Annotated in this window: 20 protein-coding genes; 8 read left to right on the top strand and 12 right to left on the bottom strand. The window is 69.8% G+C overall.

Features of this window, described 5'->3' with window-relative positions; genetic code table 11:
• Positions 1-489: 489 nt before the first annotated feature.
• Positions 490-1,761, bottom strand: a complete 1,272-nt coding sequence (locus ABZ796_RS25330; protein WP_357340745.1) for a DUF222 domain-containing protein — start codon at positions 1,759-1,761, stop codon at positions 490-492.
• 687 nt (positions 1,762-2,448) lie between these two features.
• On the opposite strand from ABZ796_RS25330, the gene ABZ796_RS25325 reads away from it, so the two are divergent.
• Positions 2,449-3,492 (top strand): inositol monophosphatase family protein, encoded by a 1,044-nt coding sequence (locus ABZ796_RS25325; protein WP_357340743.1) that lies wholly within the window; start codon positions 2,449-2,451, stop codon positions 3,490-3,492.
• Here ABZ796_RS25325 and ABZ796_RS25320 read toward each other — a convergent pair.
• The 3 genes from ABZ796_RS25320 to ABZ796_RS25310 are packed head-to-tail and all read right to left on the bottom strand — an operon-like array spanning position 3,489 to position 5,614.
• Positions 3,489-4,061 carry a hypothetical protein gene (locus ABZ796_RS25320; protein ID WP_357340742.1) on the bottom strand — a complete coding sequence of 191 codons (573 nt, stop codon included), beginning with the start codon at positions 4,059-4,061 and terminating at the stop codon, positions 3,489-3,491. The two genes, ABZ796_RS25325 and ABZ796_RS25320, sit on opposite strands and share 4 nt — an antisense overlap.
• Before the next feature lie 18 nt (positions 4,062-4,079).
• Positions 4,080-4,724 (bottom strand): methyltransferase domain-containing protein, encoded by a 645-nt coding sequence (locus tag ABZ796_RS25315; RefSeq protein WP_357340741.1) that lies wholly within the window; start codon positions 4,722-4,724, stop codon positions 4,080-4,082.
• A complete protein-coding gene (locus ABZ796_RS25310) occupies positions 4,721-5,614 on the bottom strand; it encodes an alpha/beta hydrolase (protein ID WP_357340740.1) in 894 nt (297 codons plus the stop codon). The genes ABZ796_RS25315 and ABZ796_RS25310 overlap by 4 nt, the downstream gene beginning before the upstream one ends.
• A 45-nt stretch (positions 5,615-5,659) precedes the next feature.
• Here ABZ796_RS25310 and cls point away from each other — a divergent pair, with 45 nt between their 5' ends.
• The gene (gene cls, locus ABZ796_RS25305) at positions 5,660-7,126 is read left to right on the top strand and encodes a cardiolipin synthase (protein WP_357340738.1); all 1,467 of its coding nucleotides are present in this window, start codon (positions 5,660-5,662) and stop codon (positions 7,124-7,126) included.
• A gap of 137 nt (positions 7,127-7,263) precedes the next feature.
• Here the strand turns inward: cls and ABZ796_RS25300 are convergent, their stop codons facing one another.
• The 6 genes from ABZ796_RS25300 to ABZ796_RS25275 all read right to left on the bottom strand — a co-directional run bounded on the left by ABZ796_RS25300 (position 7,264) and on the right by ABZ796_RS25275 (position 12,137).
• Positions 7,264-8,040, bottom strand: a complete 777-nt coding sequence (locus ABZ796_RS25300) for a 2-phosphosulfolactate phosphatase (protein WP_357340737.1) — start codon at positions 8,038-8,040, stop codon at positions 7,264-7,266.
• A gap of 169 nt (positions 8,041-8,209) precedes the next feature.
• A complete protein-coding gene (locus tag ABZ796_RS25295) occupies positions 8,210-8,836 on the bottom strand; it encodes a non-canonical purine NTP pyrophosphatase (RefSeq protein ID WP_357340736.1) in 627 nt (208 codons plus the stop codon).
• Complete coding sequence (gene rph / locus ABZ796_RS25290; RefSeq protein ID WP_357340735.1) at positions 8,826-9,533, bottom strand: ribonuclease PH; 708 nt, start codon at positions 9,531-9,533, stop codon at positions 8,826-8,828. Before rph ends, ABZ796_RS25295 begins: the two co-directional genes overlap by 11 nt.
• Before the next feature lie 9 nt (positions 9,534-9,542).
• Complete coding sequence (locus ABZ796_RS25285) at positions 9,543-10,301, bottom strand: SGNH/GDSL hydrolase family protein (protein ID WP_357340734.1); 759 nt, start codon at positions 10,299-10,301, stop codon at positions 9,543-9,545.
• 73 nt (positions 10,302-10,374) lie between these two features.
• Complete coding sequence (locus ABZ796_RS25280) at positions 10,375-11,211, bottom strand: ABC transporter permease (RefSeq protein ID WP_357340733.1); 837 nt, start codon at positions 11,209-11,211, stop codon at positions 10,375-10,377.
• A complete protein-coding gene (locus tag ABZ796_RS25275; RefSeq protein WP_357340732.1) occupies positions 11,208-12,137 on the bottom strand; it encodes an ATP-binding cassette domain-containing protein in 930 nt (309 codons plus the stop codon). The genes ABZ796_RS25280 and ABZ796_RS25275 overlap by 4 nt, the downstream gene beginning before the upstream one ends.
• Positions 12,138-12,270: 133 nt before the next feature.
• Here ABZ796_RS25275 and ABZ796_RS25270 point away from each other — a divergent pair, with 133 nt between their 5' ends.
• Positions 12,271-13,431, top strand: a complete 1,161-nt coding sequence (locus tag ABZ796_RS25270; RefSeq protein ID WP_357340731.1) for a histidine kinase — start codon at positions 12,271-12,273, stop codon at positions 13,429-13,431.
• The gene (locus ABZ796_RS25265; protein WP_357340730.1) at positions 13,428-14,126 is read left to right on the top strand and encodes a response regulator transcription factor; all 699 of its coding nucleotides are present in this window, start codon (positions 13,428-13,430) and stop codon (positions 14,124-14,126) included. The genes ABZ796_RS25270 and ABZ796_RS25265 overlap by 4 nt, the downstream gene beginning before the upstream one ends.
• Before the next feature lie 131 nt (positions 14,127-14,257).
• On the opposite strand, the gene ABZ796_RS25260 is transcribed toward ABZ796_RS25265, so the two are convergent.
• Both ABZ796_RS25260 and murI read right to left on the bottom strand, forming a co-directional pair.
• Positions 14,258-15,028, bottom strand: a complete 771-nt coding sequence (locus tag ABZ796_RS25260) for an MBL fold metallo-hydrolase (protein ID WP_357340729.1) — start codon at positions 15,026-15,028, stop codon at positions 14,258-14,260.
• The gene (gene murI, locus ABZ796_RS25255) at positions 15,025-15,897 is read right to left on the bottom strand and encodes a glutamate racemase (RefSeq protein WP_357340728.1); all 873 of its coding nucleotides are present in this window, start codon (positions 15,895-15,897) and stop codon (positions 15,025-15,027) included. Before murI ends, ABZ796_RS25260 begins: the two co-directional genes overlap by 4 nt.
• Positions 15,898-16,015: 118 nt before the next feature.
• Between murI and ABZ796_RS25250 the strand changes: the two genes are divergently transcribed.
• The 4 genes from ABZ796_RS25250 to ABZ796_RS25235 all read left to right on the top strand — a co-directional run bounded on the left by ABZ796_RS25250 (position 16,016) and on the right by ABZ796_RS25235 (position 19,743).
• Positions 16,016-17,014 carry an alkaline phosphatase family protein gene (locus tag ABZ796_RS25250; protein WP_357340727.1) on the top strand — a complete coding sequence of 333 codons (999 nt, stop codon included), beginning with the start codon at positions 16,016-16,018 and terminating at the stop codon, positions 17,012-17,014.
• Between the two features lie 42 nt (positions 17,015-17,056).
• Positions 17,057-18,094: an alkaline phosphatase family protein gene (locus tag ABZ796_RS25245; RefSeq protein ID WP_357340726.1), complete on the top strand. Its 1,038-nt coding sequence runs from the start codon at positions 17,057-17,059 to the stop codon at positions 18,092-18,094.
• A gap of 122 nt (positions 18,095-18,216) precedes the next feature.
• Positions 18,217-19,383, top strand: coding sequence for an FAD-dependent monooxygenase (locus tag ABZ796_RS25240; RefSeq protein WP_357340725.1), 1,167 nt, complete (start codon positions 18,217-18,219; stop codon positions 19,381-19,383).
• 30 nt (positions 19,384-19,413) lie between these two features.
• Complete coding sequence (locus ABZ796_RS25235) at positions 19,414-19,743, top strand: hypothetical protein (RefSeq protein ID WP_357340724.1); 330 nt, start codon at positions 19,414-19,416, stop codon at positions 19,741-19,743.
• Positions 19,744-19,927 lie beyond the last annotated feature (184 nt).

Here is a 19,927-nt window from a genome sequence, read left to right as displayed (position 1 = left end):
CGGGGTTTGGCGCGGAGTTTTTGGGTTGGGTACGGGCTTGGGAATCCAGGGTCGGCGGTTCTTCCTGGGGGCTGCGGTGTTCGCGTTGCTTTTACAAGACGATGACACCTTGTGAACGGTTCACAAGCACAGTCGCGGGTTCGGGAACCGACCTCGGTGCGGTCGAAGGTGCCGCCTCAACCGGCTGCCGGCCATGCCGGTCTTAGCTGACGAGCCGGACAGACGAGCCGGACAGACGAGCCGAGAGTTGAGTGGTCGGTTCGTGCGATGCGCCGCGCACCAGCGGCACCGCCAGGTCCAGCACGCTAACTCAATGAACCCTGCCCACCGGATGGCCCAGGTCCACTCGGCTATTGGGCTGAGCGGCACTGCCACGACGGTGCGCGAGGACACCGAGCAGCGAGCGGCGCCGGCGGGCTCGCAGGAACACCGACACAGCGACGCGAGGGCCCGGGTCAGCCGGGTCCGAGCGTGCCGGGGCAGCTGGGGTCAGCCGGTTCGGGCACCCCGAGTGAACCGGATCTGCCCATCGGGGAGACGCTCATAGGTGTAGTTGGGGTCGTGGATCCGGCGATGATCACTGGGACACAGCAACACCATGTTCGCCAAACTCGTTCGACCACCTTCGGACCACGGTTTGAGGTGGTGGGCTTCGGTCCAGGCGGCGGGGGCGTCGCAGTCCTCGGCCTGGCAACCCTTGTCGCGCAGCCGCAGGGCTCGGTGTTGGACCGGGTGGGCCAGGCGGGCGGTGCGGCCGAGGTCGAGGATCTCGGAGTCGGTACCGAGGACGACGGGGACAAGGTCGGCGTTGCAGGCCATCCGGCGGGCCTCGGCGGCGGTGACCTGCTCCCCGTCGAACCCCAACGCAGCGGTGCCGAGGTCGACACGGAGCTGGTCGATGCTCATGGTGATGAACACCGTGGTCGCATGGCCACCGTGCCTGGGGAGCTGGTCGACGTCGTAGGTCTCGATGACCCGGGCGAAGGCCTGACCCAGCAGCCGGTCATAGGGGGCCTTGCGGCCCCGGTTCTCCACGGTCAGCTTCCGCGGCTGAGCCAGCGAGTCCAAGATCGTGCGCAACCGCATCCCGACCGCACGGGAGACCCGGGCGTGAACGTCGATGGTGCCATCGCCGTTGTCGCGAGAGGAGAAGAACGTACGCCGAGCGGCGCGCTCCTCTTCCCTCTGCAGCGCCTTGGCTTCGGCCTGCTCGAACCGTTCGGGGTCGATCTTGGCCAGGATCCGGCGTCCGGCGATCTTGAGCTGGTTCGCGGTCAGCTCGGTCGCGTGCTCGACCAGCAGCTTTTCGGCGTGGGCCAGATCGTCGGTGCTGACGGCGGGGTCGGTCGCGATGGCGTCCAGAGCTTGGGTGATCACCTGGGCCTTGTCCTGGGACACCACCCCCTCAGCCAGCCCGGCGGCCACCAGATCGTACTTGGCCACGACGGCGGCGAGTTTGAGCTGGGAGCGGGCCACGCCCCTGTCGATAAGGAGTTCGGTCCGCAGCCACCCGGAGGCGTCCTTGGCCCCGGTCTCCTCGGCGATGTCACCCGCCGTGGCGAGGACCCGGAGCTTCAACGCGGCCTGCTGGGCCTGGAGTTTCTCGAGACGTTCGAGAAGGTCCTTCTTCTGGCTGGTGCGCCAGTAGACAGGGTCGGTGGCGAGGAGTTCCTGGAGGGCGGTCTCGATGGCCTGCAAGGCAGCGTCGATCGCGTCGCCGGGGTTGGTGCCCCAGTGGTCGATGTCGCGGCCGAGACTCATCGAATGCCTCTCTCAGAGGTGTGTTGTGATGGGTCTGACTCTACGCTTCAACCACCCCGATGGCTATCTATTTTCCCTGCTCAAACCCTGTTTTCTCGGTGAGCGAACGCCCTCGCTCCTGTGGATGGTAAGTGGCCCGGAGGGCCACCCCTCCACCCCCAGAAACACCATCCTTCGCAGTAACGAATCTGCTGCGCCACACCCGGGCCGCCGCCCCGATAGCCAGCCAAGTTTCTTCTCGACGGGCGCCGGTGTCCAGGACCGCGAAGCGGCCGGCGAAGCCGGCGGCCGCAGGCCGTCCTTGACTCCGGGGTCCGTCGAGAAGACCCTCAAAGAACGGGTCGGCGGCCCAGACCAGCCCCGTGGAACGGTTACGCGCAGGGTGGTCTCGACAAGCTCGACCACCGGGGCATCGGGGGTCTCGACAAGCTCGACCACCGAACAATAGATTCCCCCACCCTGGACCAGTGGAAGACGATGGACGAGATCCGCGCGGCAAGATCTAGGTTCGAAGCGGCCATAGACGGCTGGACTCCCCCACGAGCCCACGGCGTCGGCCTGCGCCCATCGACAGCGACGACCCACACCCCAGAGCACTTCCCCCTGGTCAACGCCTACGGCCACCGCCTCCCGGCCGTGGTGATCGCAACGGTCGTCGGACACACGAGCGGCACCGCGGCGTACAGAATGACCAAGGAGGAGCTCGAGCGGGCGATCGAGCTGCTTTCGCCCGCGGAGGCGTACGTCGAGTATGACCATCCCAACCTGCGGAGCTGGCGCGACGAGATTCTCCCGGCGCTGACCGAGGATCCCGAGGCGGAGGTCGTGGCGGTCTTCATCGGCGACGAGCCAGAACAACGACAGGATCCGGCGATCGACGCGTTCCGGGCGGCGTTCCCGGACCACGCCGTCGCGATCGCGGCGGCGACGGCCGGGGCGGCGGTGGTGCGAGAGATGTACGGCACCGATCTGAGCCACTTCGACAAGTCCCCGACCGACTTCGCGACGGAGGCGGACATCGCCTCGGAGAAGGCGATCCGGGAGACGATCGAGACGTACCGGCCCGAGGACGCCTTCGAGGGCGAGGAGACCGGGAGCAGCGGCGACAGCGAGCGGAGATGGCTGGTCGACCCGCTCTGCGGGACCCTCAACTACGCCGCCCAGACGCCGCTCGCCGCGGTGAACGTCTCGCTGGTGACACCCCAGGGTGTCCAGGCGGCCGTCTCGGCGGACCCGATCAGCGAGGAGATCTTCTGGACCGACGGGATATCAACAAGCTCGACCACCTCCGCCTGGTTGCGCCGGGGCGGCGGCGACACGGTCCTCACCCCGACCCCGCGCACGCGCCTGGTCGACATCCAGTGCGACGGCCCGCTCGAACGGCCGTTCGTCGGCGGGCAGCTCGTCGCAGACCCGCGCCTGCGAGCCCACTTCGGCCCACGCGTGATGTCCTCCACCCTCGCGGTCGCCTGGGTCGCGGCCGGTCGGCGGGCGGCGTACGTCACCGACGGCCACCTAGAGGGAAGCGTCCACTTCACCGCCGGGATCGCGCTGTGCCAGGCCGCCGGCTGCGTCGTCACCGACCTCGAGGGCAACCCGATCCACACCGGCCGCGGGATGATCGCCGCAGCCGACGCGGCCACCCACCAGCGGCTGCTGGAGCTGGTCCGCCCGCACCTGGAGGCCGCGGAGGGGGTCTCGACAAGCTCGACCACCGGCAGACGGGTCTAGCGCTGCATCAGCGCGTCCATCGCGACCGCGAGGGCAGCCGCGACCCGGAAGTCGACGCGTGGGTCGTGGACGGTGACCGTGTACTTGTCGCGGAAGGCGAAGCGGCGCTCGATCGAGAGCAGCGGCCGGCCCTCGGAGGACACGTAGTCGAAGTGGATCGGGAGGAAGTCGAGCTCGGTGAAGCGGCGCAGGATGGCCACCACCTGGTTGCGCTCCTGACCGGTGCCGGTGTAGCCGGGGCCCTCGACCTGGAAGGTCGAGCGCAGCAGGCTCTTACCGAAGTCCTTGCGGAAGAAGCCCAGCGCCGCACCGCTCGGGTCGGTGACGTCGTAGCCCGCGTTGAGGTCCATCACCGCACGCGCCTTGAACGCGAAGACGGCCTGCGACTTCGACTCGTCGGCGTAGAACGTCACCTGCTCCTTGAACGCCAGCCGCTTCTGCTGGGCGAAAGCGAGCACCTGCCCCTCCGAGCCGTCGGCGTCGGCGGCCTGGGCGACGTACTTGTTGGCGAAGGGCGTCACCTTCTGGCGAAGGAAGAAGCGGGGGACGTGGTAGGGCTGCTGCGTCATGAGCGCAACCTATCGGCCTCACCGACGGCGCGCGACGAGATACGCCTGCGGCGTCCGCTCCCAGTTCTCCGCGGAGCGCACCACGGTCCCGGTGACCTCGAAACCCGCCTCCTCGAGCAGTGCGCTGGTCGGCTCGACCGGAAGCCGGTAGCCGTCGAAGGTGACGTCGTGGCCGTAGGCGCCGATGTGGCGTACGTGCTCGTCCCCTACCTGGAACGCGGTCACGAACCGGCCGCCGCGGCGGGTCACGCGGGCGAGCTCGGCGACGACCTCCGGACGGCGCGAAGGCGGTGTGTGGATGAGGGAGTACCAGGCCAGCACGCCGGCGAGCTCACCGTCGCGGAGCGGAAGACGGGCCATGTCGCCGACCTCGAACCGGAGCGTCGGATGCCGCTCCTTGGCCTGCGCGATCATCCCGGTCGACAGGTCGACCCCGAAGACGTCGATCCCCCGCTCGGCCAGATAGGCCGTCACCCGCCCGGGCCCGCAGCCGATGTCGCCGACGAGCCCGCCGCCGTCCTTGCGTACGTAGGTGACGAAGGTGTCGAGAACACCGGCGTCGAACGAGGTCTCGGTGATCGTCGGGTCGACGATCTCGGCGTAGGCCTTGGAGACCGTGTCGTAGGCGGCCCTGGTCTCGGTGACGTCGTAGGGCTCCGTCACGGGCGGCCCTGCGCGCGGCGCTGGTTCACGAAGGCTGCGGTCATCGCCATCACCGACTCCGCGGCCGGGAAGGTCTGGCCGTGGCGCCAGAAGCCGTGGATCTGGCCGACGGCACGGAAGGCGACCACCTCGACACCGAGGTCGGCCAGCCGGAGCGCGAAGTCCTCGTTCTCGTCGGTGAGGATGTCGCCCTCCGCGCTGACGATCAGCGTCGGCGGCAGGCTGCGCAGCTCCTCGTCCGAGGCGAGGTAGGGGCCGAGGTCGGGGTTGCGGAGATCGGCCTCGGTCGCGGCGTACTGCCTCCAGTACCACGCCGCCTCCTCGCTCCAGCCGTCCTCCATCGCGTAGCCCGGGGTGTTCATCGACGGGTCGAGGAACGGGTAGACCAGCACCATCGCGCCGAAGACTCCCGGGTTGCGCAGCGCCGCGACGAGGGCGAGGTTGCCGCCGGCGCTGTCGCCGTGGACGTACGCCGGCAACGTGCTCAGCAGCGGGTCGTTGCCCAACCACTTGACGACCGTGTCGACGTCGTCGGGAGCCGCGGGATAGGGGTGCTCCGGAGGCCGGCGGTAGTCGACCGACAGCACCCGCAGCCCGCTCCGGTTGGCCAGCCGCCGGCACGCGGCGTCGTGGACCTCGACGTCGTTGAAGACGAAGCCACCGCCGTGGAGGTGGACGATCACCCCCTCGCGTACGTCCTCGGGGGTGTAGAGCCGGCACGGAACCCCGTCGGCGTCGATCCCGCTGACCTCCGCGACCGCCTCCTTCGCCTCGGCCGCCGCCAGGCTGCGGGCCTGCTCCCGTTGGGCGGCGACGTCGACCTCCCATACCGGCGGCGAGGCCTCCTCGGCAGCGATGGCTCGGCGGGCGGCGGGGAAGAGACGGACCATGTCAGAAGATTCCCACACGAGTGGCGGTGGTGCATGCTGATGCGCATGACAGCGGCTGGGGTCGTGGGGACCTCGATCTACATCATCGACCTGCTCGTCAAGGTCATCGCGCTCGGCGTCGTGCCGAAGAACCGGCGCCCGGGCAGCGCGATGGCGTGGCTGCTGGCGATCTTCCTGATCCCGGGAGTCGGCCTCATCGGCTACCTGCTGCTCGGGCAGACGCGGCTCGACCGGCGCCGTCACGAGCGGCAGCGGACGCTCAACGAGGAGGTCACCCGCTACGTCAGCGGGCTGCCGCGACCACCGCACCCGAAGTCGATCTCACCGGTCGACGCGACCACGATCGAGCTCAACGAGCGGCTCGGCTCGCTGCCGGCCACACCGGGAAACCGGGTCGAGCTCATCGCCGACTACCACGGCTCGGTCGAGGCGATGACCGCGGCGGTGGACCGGGCCGAGCACCACGTGCACGTCCAGTTCTACATCACCGCGTGCGACCACGTGACCGAGCCGTTCTTCGACGCCCTCGACCGGGCCGCGGCGCGCGGTGTGAGCGTCCGGCTCCTCCTCGACCACCTGGGCTCGCGCGGCATCCCGATCTGGCGCCAGCTCGTCAAGCGGCTCAACGCCTCCGACATCGAGTGGCACCCGCTGCTGCCGATCAACCCCCTGCGGGGCCAGATCCGCCGCCCAGACCTGCGCAACCACCGCAAGCTCCTGGTCGTCGACGGCCGGGTCGCCTTCACCGGCTCGCAGAACCTCATCGAGCCCGGCTACGACAAGCCGAAGAACCACAGGGCCGGCCGCGAGTGGGTCGAGCTGAACGCCCGTATCGAGGGTCCGCTGGTCTCCGCGCTCAACGTCGTGTTCGCCAGCGACTGGAACACCGAGACCGGCGAGCTGCTCAGGACCGAGCTCGCCGTCTCCTCCTCGGTCTGGGTCTCGGGGGCGGCGGCCGGCGACGTCACCGGCCAGATCGTGCCGAGCGGGCCGGGCGTCGACGCCGAGAACAACCTGCGCGCCTTCACCTCGCTGATCTACGCGGCCAAGGAACGGATCTCGATCACCAGCCCCTACTTCGTGCCCGACGAGTCGCTCCTCTACGCCGTCACCACCGCCGCCCGGAGAGGCGTCGCGGTGGAGCTGTTCGTCAGCGAGGGCAAGGACCAGTTCATGGTCTACCACGCCCAGCGCTCCTACTACGAGGCGCTGCTGGAGGCCGGGGTCCGCATCTACCTCTACCCCAAGCCCGCCGTCCTGCACTCCAAGCACTTCAGCATCGACGACGAGGTCGCCGTGCTCGGCTCGAGCAACATGGACATGCGCTCCTTCGCCCTCAACTACGAGATCTCGCTGATGCTCTTCGACGGCGACCCGGTCGCACAGCTGCGGAAGGTTGAGGACAGCTACCGGGCCATCGCGCGCGAGCTGCTGCTCGAGGAGTGGCTCGCGCGGCCCAAGATCGCGGCGTACGTCGACAACGTGCTGCGCCTGACCGCTGCCCTCCAGTGATCACCGCGAGCACAGCGGAGCGCGCGAAGAATTCGGGGGCGGGTTCGTCGAGCGCTGCCTAGACTCCCGCCGTGGACCTGCTCAGCCTGCTCGTGGAACGGGGCTCTTCGACTGGCAGATCGGCCTGGAGAGCAGGCTCAGCACGGATCGGTGAGCCGGTCTCCGGCCGCTCCGAACGACCGGCCACGCAGGAGTGGCACCACCGACGAGCCGTCCATCTCGGCGGCCACGACCACATCCTCGACGTAGCCCTTGGCGATCAGCTCCCGGCCACCGGCGCAGGCATGGAGTACGCCCGGAAGATCCGCCGCGCGGAACGCGTCACGCGCCATCGCGGCCTCGGGCGAGACGTCGTCGCAGCCGGTGCGGTAGAGAGCCGCCAGGACCGCCCCGGCGCCCCAGAGGTCCTCGACCGCAGTGCGGAGCGTGCCGTCCGGCCAACGCTCCCCCGACGCGATGAAGGCGACGCTCGCACCCTCGGCGCAGCGAGGAGCGAGCCATTCCGCGACCGCGGTGCGGTTGCGGAGCGAGGCACCGACCACGGTGGCACCGCCGTCCGCGAGCAGGGTGCTGATCGTCGAGCCGTTGGGCGAGGGCAGGACCAAGCGCCGGACGCCGTCGGCCTGACTCAGCGACGCGGGCGAGAGGGAGGGCCGGCCCGGGGCCGCATCCTGACGCTGCACCGCGAGGACGGCGTCGTGCTCGCGTGCGTACGCCTCCGCCCGTTCGTCCCGCCACCGGAACGGGAACACCTCGACCCCGCGCTCGACGGCGACCGTCAATGTCGTGGTGAACGAGAGCACGTCGACCACGACGGCGATGTCCGCGGGCCCGATCGCCTCGGCGCCCACCGGGCCCCAGTCGAACCGGACCTGATGATCACGCTGGCGGTGCTGTTCGTCGAAGGTGGCCACGCGCCGAGGTTAGTGAACTGCGGCGCGACGGCGCGCGGATGCTGACCGAGTTACCTCGGTGAGCATCGACTGCCTTCGTGGAGTTCCACGACGGCAGTGAGCCCCGGCCGAGTTACCTCGGTGAGCATCCACCCCACCCGGCCGAGCTACCTCGGTCAACCGCCCACGATCAGCCGAGCACTGAGGCGATCTGCGGAGCGATCTCGCGCAGCGCGCGGCCGCGGTGGGAGATCGCGTCCTTCTCCTCGATCGACAGCTCCGCGGACGTACGCCCGTCCTCGGTGTCGACCGCGACGAACAGGACGTCGTAGCCGAACCCGCCCTCACCTCGGACCTCGCGGAGGACCCGTCCGTCCATGCGGCCCTCGACGACGATCTCGCCGCCGGACCAGACGAAGGCGATCGCGCAGGCGAAGTGGGCACCACGGCGCTCGTCGGGGACGTCGGAGAGCTGGGCGAGCAGCAGCTCGTTGTTGCGCTCGTCCGACTTGGGCGGGCCGCCCCAGCGCGCCGAGAGCACCCCGGGCATGCCGTTGAGCGCGTCGACGCAGAGCCCTGAGTCGTCGGCGACGGTCGGCAGCCCGGTGGCCCTGAACCCGGCCCTGGCCTTGATCAGCGCATTGCCCTCGAAGTCAGGCGCGTCCTCGACCGGCTCGTCGTAGTGGGTGACGTCGTCGAGGCCGACGACCGAGACCCCGGGCACCAGTGGCGAGAGGATCCGGAACATCTCCCCCAGCTTCTTGGCGTTGCGCGAGGCGACGTGGATGCTGGGCTCGTTCCTCGGCTCAGCCGGCAAGTGCGGACTCCTGCAGCTTGGTCAGGTCGGCGCAGCCCTTCTCGCCCAGCGCCAGCAGAGCGTCGAGCTCGGCGCGGTCGAAGGCGACGCCCTCGGCGGTGCCCTGCACCTCGACGAACTTGCCCTCGCCGGTCATCACGATGTTCATGTCGGTCTCGGCGCGGACGTCCTCCTCGTAGGGCAGGTCGAGGCGCGGCACGCCGTCGATGATGCCGACCGAGATCGCGGCGACTGAGCCGGTCAGCGCCTTGGAGACACCCAGCGAGGCGACCGCGTCGGCCAGCGCGACGTAGGCGCCGGTGATCGCCGCCGTGCGGGTGCCACCATCGGCCTGCAGCACGTCGCAGTCGATGTTGATGGTGTTCTCGCCGAGCGCCTTGTAGTCGATGACGGCGCGCAGCGAGCGCCCGACCAGGCGAGAGATCTCGTGCGTACGTCCGCCGATCCTGCCCTTCACCGACTCGCGCGAGGAGCGCTCGTGGGTGGAGGCGGGCAGCATGGCGTACTCCGCCGTCACCCAGCCCAGCCCGGAGCCCTTGCGCCAGCGCGGCACGCCCTCGGAGGCCGAGGCGGCGCACAGGACGCGGGTCTTGCCGAACTCGATGAGGACGGAACCGGCCGCGTGGTCGAGCCAGTTGCGGGTGATCTTGATGGGGCGCAGCTCGTCGTCGGCGCGCCCGTCAGCTCGTGTGGTCACGGGACCACCCTATGCAACGCTCTCCCGTGCCCACGCCCGGCGTACGACCCACGGCCCCAGATCCCGTGCCCGCCGCCCCATCCACGGCACTCCCTCGCCCGCCATCCAGGCCAGGTCCTGCCGCCAGGTGGTCGGCAACCCGCCTGACGGCTCCAGCGAGGGCAGCTCGAAGGAGAAGCCGTACGTCACGAGCTGCTCGCCGAACGCACGGGCCATCCGTCGGTGGCCCAGCTCGGAGGGATGCAGCCGGTCGGCGGCCCAGAACCTCCGCTCGTGCAGGTCGGGAACCGCACCCAGGTCCAGCCGAAGGCCGCCGTAGGTGGCATGGACCTCGTCCCAGATGGCGTTGAGATCGGCCGTACGCCGCTGGATCGACCGCTTCATCCAGCCCGGCATCGGCCACATCACCGAGTGGTCGTGGAAGCGCGCCGTCATCAGCAGCGCGCCCTGGCCCGCGAGCGCGTCGGCGCAGGTCATCAGGTCGTCCCGCAGCCGGGCCACGTCCCAGGTCGAGCGCATCACGTCGTTGACCCCGACGATCAACGAGGCCACGTCCGGCCGGTGCGCCACCGCGTCGGCGAGCTGCTGCTCGACCACCACGGTCGAGGTCGCACCGATGACTGCGGTGTTGCGATAAGAGATGTAGTACGTCTGTCCCAGAGCCTCGGCGAGAAGCCGAGCCCATCCTCGCCAACCCTCGATGACCGGGTCGCCGAGCCCAACGGTGGCGCTGTCGCCCAGCGCCGCGTAACGCAGGTAGGTGCCCACGTCCGACAACGGTGACGGGGGTGGGTGCCGAAGCACCCACCCCCGCGTGTCGTGTCGCGAACAGTCCGATGAACTACTTCAGCTCGGACTTCAGGACCCGCATGGTGCCGAACACCAGCGGCAGACCGACCCACAGCGCGATCGAGGTGACCAGTCGGGCGATCCCGAGCGCGCCGTCCTCGACGGCGACTCCCGACGCCTGCATCTCGTTGCCCGCGACGAACGGCATCATCGCGACCTGCATCGAGATCCAGGGGAAGACGTTCTGCGCCCAGTCGAAGACGAAGTAGAGGGCGCTGAAGACGGACGCCTCCAGGATCAGCGTGTAGCCGTAGTAGATGACCAGCGCGGCCGGAGTGTTGAGCAGCAGCATCGCGAACCCGAAGCCCATGAGCAGGTAGAGAACCTGCGTCGCCAAGGTCCAGGCGAGCGCCTCACCGGTCACGTTCCAGTTCGCGTCCGATCCGGCGATCGCCGCTCCCGCGACCGTCCCGATCGCACCGATGCCGACCGCGATGGCCATGGTCACGACGCCGAGCACGAAGACCGCGAGGAGCTTCGCGAAGACGACCTTGAGCCGGCTGGGCTCGAGGGTGAAGGTGACCATGTGGGTGCGCTGACCCCACTCCTGGGTCACGATCATGATCGCCAGCACCGGCACCAGGAGCGAGACCGGGAACGAGAGGGCGCTCATCCAGGTGGATGCGGGCAGCGCGGACATGTCCGACAGCGCCGTGACGAGCAGGATGATCCCCGCGACCAGGGCGATCAGCCCACCGGTGATGATCAGCATGACCCGGCCGGCACGGGTGTCGGTCATCTTGCGCCACTCGACCAGCACCAGGCGGCCGAACGGAACCTTGGTGGCCGACGGCAACGGGGTCGAGGGCGCGACGGATACGGCGCTCATGCGGAGACTCCTTCGGACTGGATCGGGGCAACGCTCTCGCGCTGGGTCTCGGCGGTGAGCTGCAGGAAGATGTCCTCGAGCCCGGCGCCGCCGTCACGCAGGTCGGTGAGGATCACGTTGGACTCCAGGGCGGCCTTGCCCACCTCGGCCGGTGCGGCCGAGACGCGCATGCCGGTGCCGATCGGCTCGACGCTGTAGCCCTTGGCCTTGAGCGCGACGGTGAGCGCCTCGTTGTCCAGGGACGTGACCAGCGACTGGCCGGCGGTGCCCTGGCTGGCCAGGATGCTGTCCTTGGTGCCCTCGGCCACGATGCGGCCGTTCCCGATGAGGATCAGCTCGTCGGCGATCTGCTCGACCTCGTGCAGCAGGTGGGAGGAGAGCAGGACGGTGCCGCCGCGGTCGGCGTACTCCTTCAGCAGGCCACGCATCCAGCGGATACCCGCCGGGTCCAGGCCGTTGGCCGGCTCGTCCAGGATCAGCACCTTCGGGTCACCGATCAGCGCGTGCGCGATGCCGAGACGCTGCTTCATGCCCAGGGAGTAGTTCTTGATCCGGCGCTTCGCCTCCGACGGCGTCAGCGAGACCAGCTCGAGCATCTCGTCGACGCGCGACTTGGGCAGGCCCATCGTCATCGCGGCGAGCGTGAGCACCTCGCGGCCGGTGCGGCCGTCGTGCTGGGCGCTGGCGTCGAGCAGGACGCCGACATGGCGGCCCGGGTTGGGGAGGTCGGCATAGAGGCTGCCGTTGATCGTTGCCCGACCCTTGGTGGGGTTGGTCAGTCCGACCATGATGCGCATGGAGGTCGACTTGCCCGCACCGTTCGGGCCGAGGAAGCCGGTGACTTTGCCGGCCTCGGCGGTGAACGACACGTCGTCGACCGCGGTGAAGGTCCCATAGACCCTCGTCAGTCCTTCGACTTTGATCATGCCGTACATCCTGCCGTGCATCCGGCCCGAACTGCATCGGACATACGGATGACCTGCAACCCGACGAAAGTATGGGGCCGGGCACGACTGCGGGATCCTGTGTCCCCGACCCCGGTTGACTAGCGTGTACGCCGTGCAGCAACCGTCGCCCGAGGACTATCAGCCACGCCTGAGCCTGTGGGGGCACGTGTGGCGGTATCTCCTCGCCCTGGGGATCAGCGCCGTCGGGTTGATCTCCAGCACCGACGGATGGCCGCAGTGGCGCTTCGCGCTCGATCTCGGCCTCGGCGTCCTCTCCTTGGTCCTGGTCTTCTGGCGCCGCCGCTGGCCGGTGGCGATCGCCACCTTCACCACGGCCGCCGGAGGGCTCTCGATCCTTTCCGCCGGGGCCTCCTCCCTCGCTCTGGTCTCGCTGGCGACCCGGCGCCGCTGGCGCGAGATCATCCCGATCTCCCTGCTCAGCTGTGCCGCAGGCATGTTCTGGTTCGCGGTGATGGAGACCGCCACGGCGCAGGAGATCCCCGGCATCCCGTTGTGGGGCTTCAACCTCGGCGTCAACGTGGTGGTCGTCGCCGCGATGGTCGCCTGGGGCATGTACATCGGCTCTCGGCGCGAGCTGATCGCGACGCTCCGGCTCCGCGCCGAGACCGCCGAGGCCGAGCAGGCGCTGCGCATCTCCCAGGCCCGCGAGACCGAGCGCCGGCGGATCGCCCGCGAGATGCACGACGTGCTCGCCCACCGCATCTCCCACATCTCCATGCAGGCCGGCGCGCTCGCCTACCGCGAGGACCTCTCCGCCGAACAGGTCCGGGGCGAGGTCGGCACCATCCGCGACGGCGCCCACCGGGCGCTCGACGACCTCCGCACCGTCCTGGGCGTGCTGCGCGGCAACGGCGAGGATCCCGAGACCGCGCCCCAGCCGACGTACGCCGACCTCGGACGTCTCATCGAGGAGGCCCGCGCGGGCGGCATGAACATCACCTTCGATGACGACGTCGACGGCTCGCCGCCGGAGGCGGTCGGGCGGTCGATCTACCGGGTCGTGCAGGAGGGCATCACCAACGCCCGCAAGCACGCGCCCGGGGCGGCCCTCCAGGTCGCGCTGCAGGGCTCCGAGGAGCACGGGATCGACGTGGTGCTGCGCAACCGGCTCGGCTTCGACTCCAACACACCCGGTTCCGGGCTGGGCCTCGTCGGGCTCACCGAGCGCGTCGATCTCGCGGGCGGACGCCTCGCGCACCGCACGGAAAAGGATGTCTTCATTCTCGAAGCATGGCTACCGTGGGGCCAGTGAGCAGCCCAGGGACCAGTTCAGAGACCAGCCCCGAGAGTCCGGTCAAGATCAAGGTGGGGATCGTCGACGACGATCCGCTGGTGCGTTCTGCCCTCGGGCTGATGCTCGGCGGTCAGGCCGACATCGAGGTCGTCGGCGAGGCCACCGACGGTCAGGAGGCGCTCGCTCTGGTGCGTACGTCCGCCCCCGACGTGGTGCTGATGGACATCCGGATGCCCCGGATCAACGGGCTCGAGGCGACCCGGCGCTTGATGACCGAGCCACAGAAGCCACGAGTCATCGTGCTGACCACCTTCGGCGCCGACGAGTACGTCGTCGACGCGCTCGGTGCCGGCGCCGACGGGTTCCTGCTCAAGGACACGCCCCCGCCCGAGATCGTCGCGGCGATCCGCACGGTCGCCTCCGGCGAGCCGATCCTCTCCCCCAAGGCCACCCGCACCCTGATCTCCCGGCTCCGCGCCGAGCCGACCGGCGACCGCGCCGCCGCCGCCAACCGCCGTCTCGAGGCGCTCACCGAGCGCGAGCACGAGGTCGCTCTCGCGGTCGGGCGCGGGCTGAGCAACGCCGAGATCGCCAAGGAGCTCTACCTCTCGATCCCGACCGTCAAGGCGCACGTCTCGCGCCTCTTCGACAAGCTCGGCGCCACCAACCGCGTGCAGATCGCGATCACCGTCCACGACGCCGGGCTGGTCTGACCCCCGGGTGGGTCGAGCCGCCGGAGCCGCTAGGCGGAGGCGTGTCGAGACCAACACGGTCCCGTCGGCGCTCGAAAGAACCGTGTTGGTCTCGACACGCTCGCTTCGCTCGCGGCTCGACCAGCGGGATATCAGACCGTGTAGACAGCGCCCGTGGCCGCCAGCTCGGTCGGGCCGTCGTACGCCGAGCGCGCCTCGCGGAGGGCATCGGCGGAGTCGTGCCACGGCGGGACGTGGGTGACGACCAGCTTCTTCACATGCGCCTTGGTGGCGTACTCCCCGGCGTGGACGCCGGTGATGTGCACCCCGGGCGGGTTGTCGACGCCGTCGCGGAAGGCTGCCTCGCAGACGAACAGGTCGGCGTCGGTGGCGATGTCGAGCAGCGCCTCGGTCTCGGCGGTGTCCCCGCTGTAGGCGATGACCTTGCCGTGCGCCTCGATCCGGAGCCCGTACGCATCGACCGGATGCTCCACGGCCGTCGGGGTGATCACGAACGGGCCGAGGTTGATCGGCCCGGTGTAGGTCGAGAACGCGAACTCCTCGCGCATCCCGGGGCGTTTGGGCAGGTCGTAGGCCTTCGCCAGGCGCCGGCCGGTGCCCTTGGGGCCGTAGACGGGGATCGGCGGCTGCGGGCCGGTCGGGTGCCACTTGCGGAGCACGTAGTAGGAGGTCATGTCGACGCAGTGGTCGGCGTGCAGGTGCGAGAGCAGGACCGCGTCGATCAGCAGCGGGTCGATGTGGCGCTGCAGGACCCCGAGCGCGCCGTTGCCCATGTCGAGCACGATCCGCCACGTACGTCCGGCCTCGTCGTCGGCCTCGACGAGGTAGCAGGACGCCGGACTGTCGGGCCCGGGATAGGAGCCCGAGCATCCGATGACGGTCAGCCGCATCCCGGACGTCATCCCCGACCTCCAGAGGCCAGCCCTCCGGCGAACTGCTGGGCGGCCGCGAGCTCAGGTCCGAGGAACCGGGCGCCGATCGCCTTGAACTCTGCCGGGTTGCCGGTGGTGAGGAAGGTGTAGGTCGGCTCGCCGCTCTCGCGCATCAGGTCGTGCTCGGCGAGGACGCGGTAGACGTCCTTCGCCGACTCCTCGGCACTGCTGACCAGCGTCACGTTGTCGCCCATCACATAGGAGATCACACCAGTCAGGAGCGGATAGTGGGTGCACCCGAGGATCAGCGTGTCGACCCCGGCACTGGTCAGCGGGTCCAGATATTCGTGTGCGGCGGCCAGGAGCTCGTCGCCGCCGGTGATGCCGGCCTCGACGAACGGGACGAACTGGGGGCACGCCCGGGTGTGCAGCGAGACGTGGGGAGCCGCGGCGAAGGCGTCGTCGTAGGCCATCGACTCGGCCGTCGCATGGGTGCAGATGACCCCGATACTGCCGGTGCGGGACGCCGCGACGGCGCGCCGGGTCGCGGGCAGGATGACCTCGACGACCGGAAGGGGCTTGTAGCGCTCCCGGGCGTCGCGCAGCATCGCGGCCGAGGCCGAGTTGCAGGCGATGACCAGCGCCTTGACGCCCTGCGCGACGAGATGGTCGAGGCACTCCAGGGCGTACTCGCGGACCTCGGCGATCGGCTTGGGCCCATAGGGGGCACGGGCGGTGTCGCCGACGTACAGGATCGACTCGTGGGCGAGCTGGTCGATCACCGACCGTGCCACGGTGAGACCGCCGAAGCCCGAGTCGAAGATCCCGATCGGGGCGTCGCGGTCGGGCTGGGCTGAACCCACGGGCGAGATCGAGCCGAGGGATGAGACGGACTGCACGATCGTCAAGGCTAGGCCCAAACAGCGCACCTTCGCAGTGCTGGGGGTCACTCGAGACATACCCGAGATCCATCTCACGTTCATGAGCGGGCCGGATCAGTGTTGTTAACGTCTGGTTATGACGATTTCTCGGCGGTCGCTGCTGCTGGTGGTCCTGATCGCCCTGATAGGCGTCACATTCGCGGTCGTCGATCTGCCCGGACGCCCCGCGCAGGCGGCCAGCACGAAGCGGGTGCTGGCGATCTCCGTCGACGGTCTCAGCGTGACCGCGATCGAGAAGCTCGGCCCGGGCCACCTGCCCCACATCTACCGGCTGATGCGGGGCGGCGCCTCGACCCGCGAGGCGCGCAGCGAGTACGAGCAGAACGTCACCCTGCCCAACCACACCTCGATGGTCACCAGCCGCCGGATCACCCGGTCCGCCCACGGCCACGGGGTCACCTGGAACGAGGACCGGTCGTGGATGACGGTGCAGGAGGCCGCCGGGCATCCGGTCTCGTCGGTCTTCAGCCAGGTCGCGCGGGCCGGCCGGAGCAGCGCCCTGTTCGCCTCGAAGTCGAAGTTCGGCCTCTTCGACCGCTCCTGGCCCTCGATCGACCGGTTCGTGGTCGACGGCGACACCGACCTGGCCGACCGAGCAGCCCGCGACCTGGCGGACAAGAAGCGCGCCTTCACCTTCGTCCACCTCGGCTCCCCCGACCACTACGGCCACCGCGACAGCGGGATGAGCGCGGCCTACCGCGCCTCGGTGATCCGCACCGACGCCCGCATCGGCAGGCTGCTGAAGGCGATCGACTCCTCCGCGACGCTCAAGCGGTCGACGTACGTCATCCTCACCGCCGACCACGGCTTCAAGGCCGCCGCCAGGGACCACAGCGCCCCCAGCTACGCCAACTACCGGATCCCGTTCGTCGTGTGGGGTCCAGGGGTCACCCGCGGCGCCTCGCTCTACCGGCTCAACCCCGACTACCGCGCGCCGGGGACGACCCGGCCGACGTACGCCGGCAAGCAGCCGATCCGCAACGGCGACCTCGGCAACCTGGCTCTGGACCTGCTCGGCCTGGGCCCGATCCCCGGCAGCACGCTGAACTCAACTCAGTCACTAGACATTCGCTGAGCGTTCGCCCGGGGTGCCATCGGGTTCACTTAGGGTGTGCCGGTGCGTCGCCTCTTCCCTCTCGTCTCCCTCGGCATCTTCGTCGTCGTCGTGCTCGTCGTGGCGTTCACCGCGCTACCCGACCGGAACGGCGGCGGCGGTGACGGTGGTGACGGTGGCGACCCGGCGGAGCGCGAGGCCACCCAGGTCGACCGGAAGGTGCTCGCGATCTCGCTCGACGGGCTCAACCCGGATGCGCTGGCGAAGCTCGGGCCGGCGAAGACGCCCAACATCCACCGGCTGATCGACGAGGGCGCCTCGACGCTCAACGCCCGCACGGCCTACGAGAAGAACATCACCCTCCCCAACCACACCGGCATGGTCACCAGCGACCCGATCAACGCCGACGACGGCGGCCACGGGGTCACCTGGAACGTCGGCGACCCGTCGAAGTCGATCGACCCGGACGAGGACTCGGTGTTCACCGTCGCTCACGAGGCCGGGCTCAGCACGGGCGTCTTCGTGACCAAGCAGAAGTTCGAGCTGTGGGAGCGGGCCTGGAAGAACGACATCGACGTCTTCGAAGCCGTGGACGACCACGACGAGCTGGTCCCGGAGACCGCGAAGGACCTGGCCGACGAGCAGCGCGACCTCACCTTCGTACATCTCTCGCTTCCCGACGTCGCCGGGCACGCCTCCGGCGGGATGTCGCCGGACTACCTCGATGCCGTGGAGGAGTCCGACGCCCAGGTCGGTGAGTTCCTCGACGTCATCGACGCCGATCCCGGGCTGACGAAGGATCTCGACGTCATCCTCACCGCCGACCACGGCTTCAAGCCGGGCATCACCAACCACTCCGAGAAGGTCTACGAGAACTACCGGATCCCGTTCATCGTCTGGGGGCCGGACGCCGGCGCCGGCACGGACCTCTACGAGCTCAACGCCGACGACTACCGCGACCCCGGGAAGGGCCGCCCCGACTACGAGGGCCCTCAGCCCGTACGCAACGCCGACCTCGGCAACCTGGCCCTGGACCTCCTCGGTCTCGGCCCCATCGAGACCAGCGACATCGGCAAGTCGCAGATCCTCGACGTCAAATGACGTTGCCGTAACCGTCCACGAGCACACACGCCCCTGAGGTACGTTTCGAACGTAACCTCCCCAAGGAGCGTGCGATGTCGGTCAGCCGGATGGCTCGGGCAGCTTTACGCAGGGATCGTCGTGTGCGGCGGGTCGCGATCATCGGGGCCGGCCTCGGCGGCCTGACCCTCGCCGTCGGGCTGCGCCGCCGGGGCATCGAGGTCGAGGTGTACGAGTCCGCGACCGATCCGCTCCCGGCCGGCGACGCCGTGCTGCTCCCCGCCAACGCGACCAGGCTCTTGGAGCGCATCGGTCTCGAGCCGGACCTCGGCGAAGCGGCGGCGACCGTCGACGGCCTGGTCTGGCGCGACGGCCACACCGGCGCCGCGATCGGACGGGTGCTCTCCGCCGCGGCGTACGCGGACCGCGCCGGGGCGCCGTGCTACGGCATGGGTCACGCCGACCTGCAGGCGCTCCTGACCCGTGCGTTCGGCACCGACGGGCTCCACCTCGGCCACCGTCTGGTCGAGCTCACCGACTCCGGCGCCGGACCCGTGACCCTGGAGTTCGCCGACGGCGAGTCGGTCGAGGCCGACCTGGTCATCGGCGCCGACGGCGCCGGGTCGGTGCTGCGCGAGCACGTCGTCGGCTACGACGACGCCCAGTTCTCCGGCTGCATCGCCTGGCGCGGGATCGTCCCGCGCTCGCAGCTCACCCTGCTCCCCGACCCCGGTCGCGTGCAGCTGTGGACGGGCGCCGACGGCCACCTGATGCATCATCCGGTCGGCAAGGGCGGCCACGCGTTCCTGCTGGTCAAACGGCAGGTCGGCCCGTGGGCACCGGACTCGTGGTCCTGGCCGGCCGACCCGGACGAGCACGTGCATGCCTGTGCCGGCTGGCATCCGGCCGTGGTCCAGATGATCTCCGCGGCACCGTGCTCGGAGCGCTGGGGCCTCTTCCACCGGCCGCCCCTGGCCAGCTGGTCACGCGGCCGCGTCACACTGCTCGGCGACGCCGCCCACCTGATGCCGCCCCACCACGGCCAAGGTGCCGCCCAGGCGATCGAGGACGCGATCGTCCTCGCCGACTGCCTCGCCACCGACGACGACACGGACCGCGCCCTCGCGACGTACGAGGTACGCCGCCGCGACCGCACCCGCCGGATCCAGGTCGCCTCGCTGGCAGCCGCCGACGTCCTCCACCTCCCCGACGGCCCGCGCGCCCAGGCCCGCAACAAGCGGCTCAGGTCACCCGATGCGTACGACCGCCATCTCGCCTGGATCCACGACCACGACGCCGGCCTTCCGTAACCCCGGAGCCCCCTGCGGCGTTGCCCAGGTGTGAGAGCCTTCCTCGGACGTAAGGGCTTCATGGCGCTCGGCATCTGGGCGATGTACGCATCGGCCATCGTCGTAGCGCTGGCCCAGCTCGGCTCCACCCCCGAGGCCGACCGCCCGCTCGCCCCCGGCAGCCCCGCCGCCCTCATCCAGAAACACGACTGCTGGAGCGCCGAGGCCCCGCGCGACATGACCGGCAGGCTCCCCGCCCACGCCATCGTCGCCACCGGCCCCGCCCCGCGCTACGTCGACGCCCACCTCACCGGCAAGGCCCTCGACCAGGTCTTCTCCGGCGAGGACCACGGCCTCGTCGTCTACGCCTTCTGCCGCTGACACCCGCTACCGCTGGTCGAGCCGGAATCGTGAGGTACGAGCGATCCGTGTCGAGACCAACACGGTCACCAGGAACGCTCGAACGGACCGTGTTGGTCTCGACACGCTCGCTGGCGCTCGCGGCTCGACCAGCGGGGTGACTGGGTCTCGACCAGCGGGGGCGGCGGGATCAGCGGGGGAGCAT

It is taken from the genome of Nocardioides sp. NPDC047086, assembly GCF_040643685.1.
Classification (GTDB): domain Bacteria; phylum Actinomycetota; class Actinomycetes; order Propionibacteriales; family Nocardioidaceae; genus Nocardioides.
The sequence above is the reverse complement of the archived record's forward strand: the minus strand, read 5'-3'. Positions and strand labels throughout refer to the sequence as shown.

What these genes read in the sequence shown, in the direction of transcription:
- ABZ796_RS25330 (WP_357340745.1), bottom strand. Translation starts at nt 1,761, where the DNA reads ATGAGTCTCGGCCGCGACATCGACCACTGGGGCACCAACCCCGGCGAC.
- ABZ796_RS25325 (WP_357340743.1), top strand. Translation starts at nt 2,449, where the DNA reads ATGACCAAGGAGGAGCTCGAGCGGGCGATCGAGCTGCTTTCGCCCGCG.
- ABZ796_RS25320 (WP_357340742.1), bottom strand. Translation starts at nt 4,061, where the DNA reads ATGACGCAGCAGCCCTACCACGTCCCCCGCTTCTTCCTTCGCCAGAAG.
- ABZ796_RS25310 (WP_357340740.1), bottom strand. Translation starts at nt 5,614, where the DNA reads ATGGTCCGTCTCTTCCCCGCCGCCCGCCGAGCCATCGCTGCCGAGGAG.
- cls (WP_357340738.1), top strand. Translation starts at nt 5,660, where the DNA reads ATGACAGCGGCTGGGGTCGTGGGGACCTCGATCTACATCATCGACCTG.
- ABZ796_RS25280 (WP_357340733.1), bottom strand. Translation starts at nt 11,211, where the DNA reads ATGAGCGCCGTATCCGTCGCGCCCTCGACCCCGTTGCCGTCGGCCACC.
- ABZ796_RS25275 (WP_357340732.1), bottom strand. Translation starts at nt 12,137, where the DNA reads ATGATCAAAGTCGAAGGACTGACGAGGGTCTATGGGACCTTCACCGCG.
- ABZ796_RS25260 (WP_357340729.1), bottom strand. Translation starts at nt 15,028, where the DNA reads ATGACGTCCGGGATGCGGCTGACCGTCATCGGATGCTCGGGCTCCTAT.
- ABZ796_RS25250 (WP_357340727.1), top strand. Translation starts at nt 16,016, where the DNA reads ATGACGATTTCTCGGCGGTCGCTGCTGCTGGTGGTCCTGATCGCCCTG.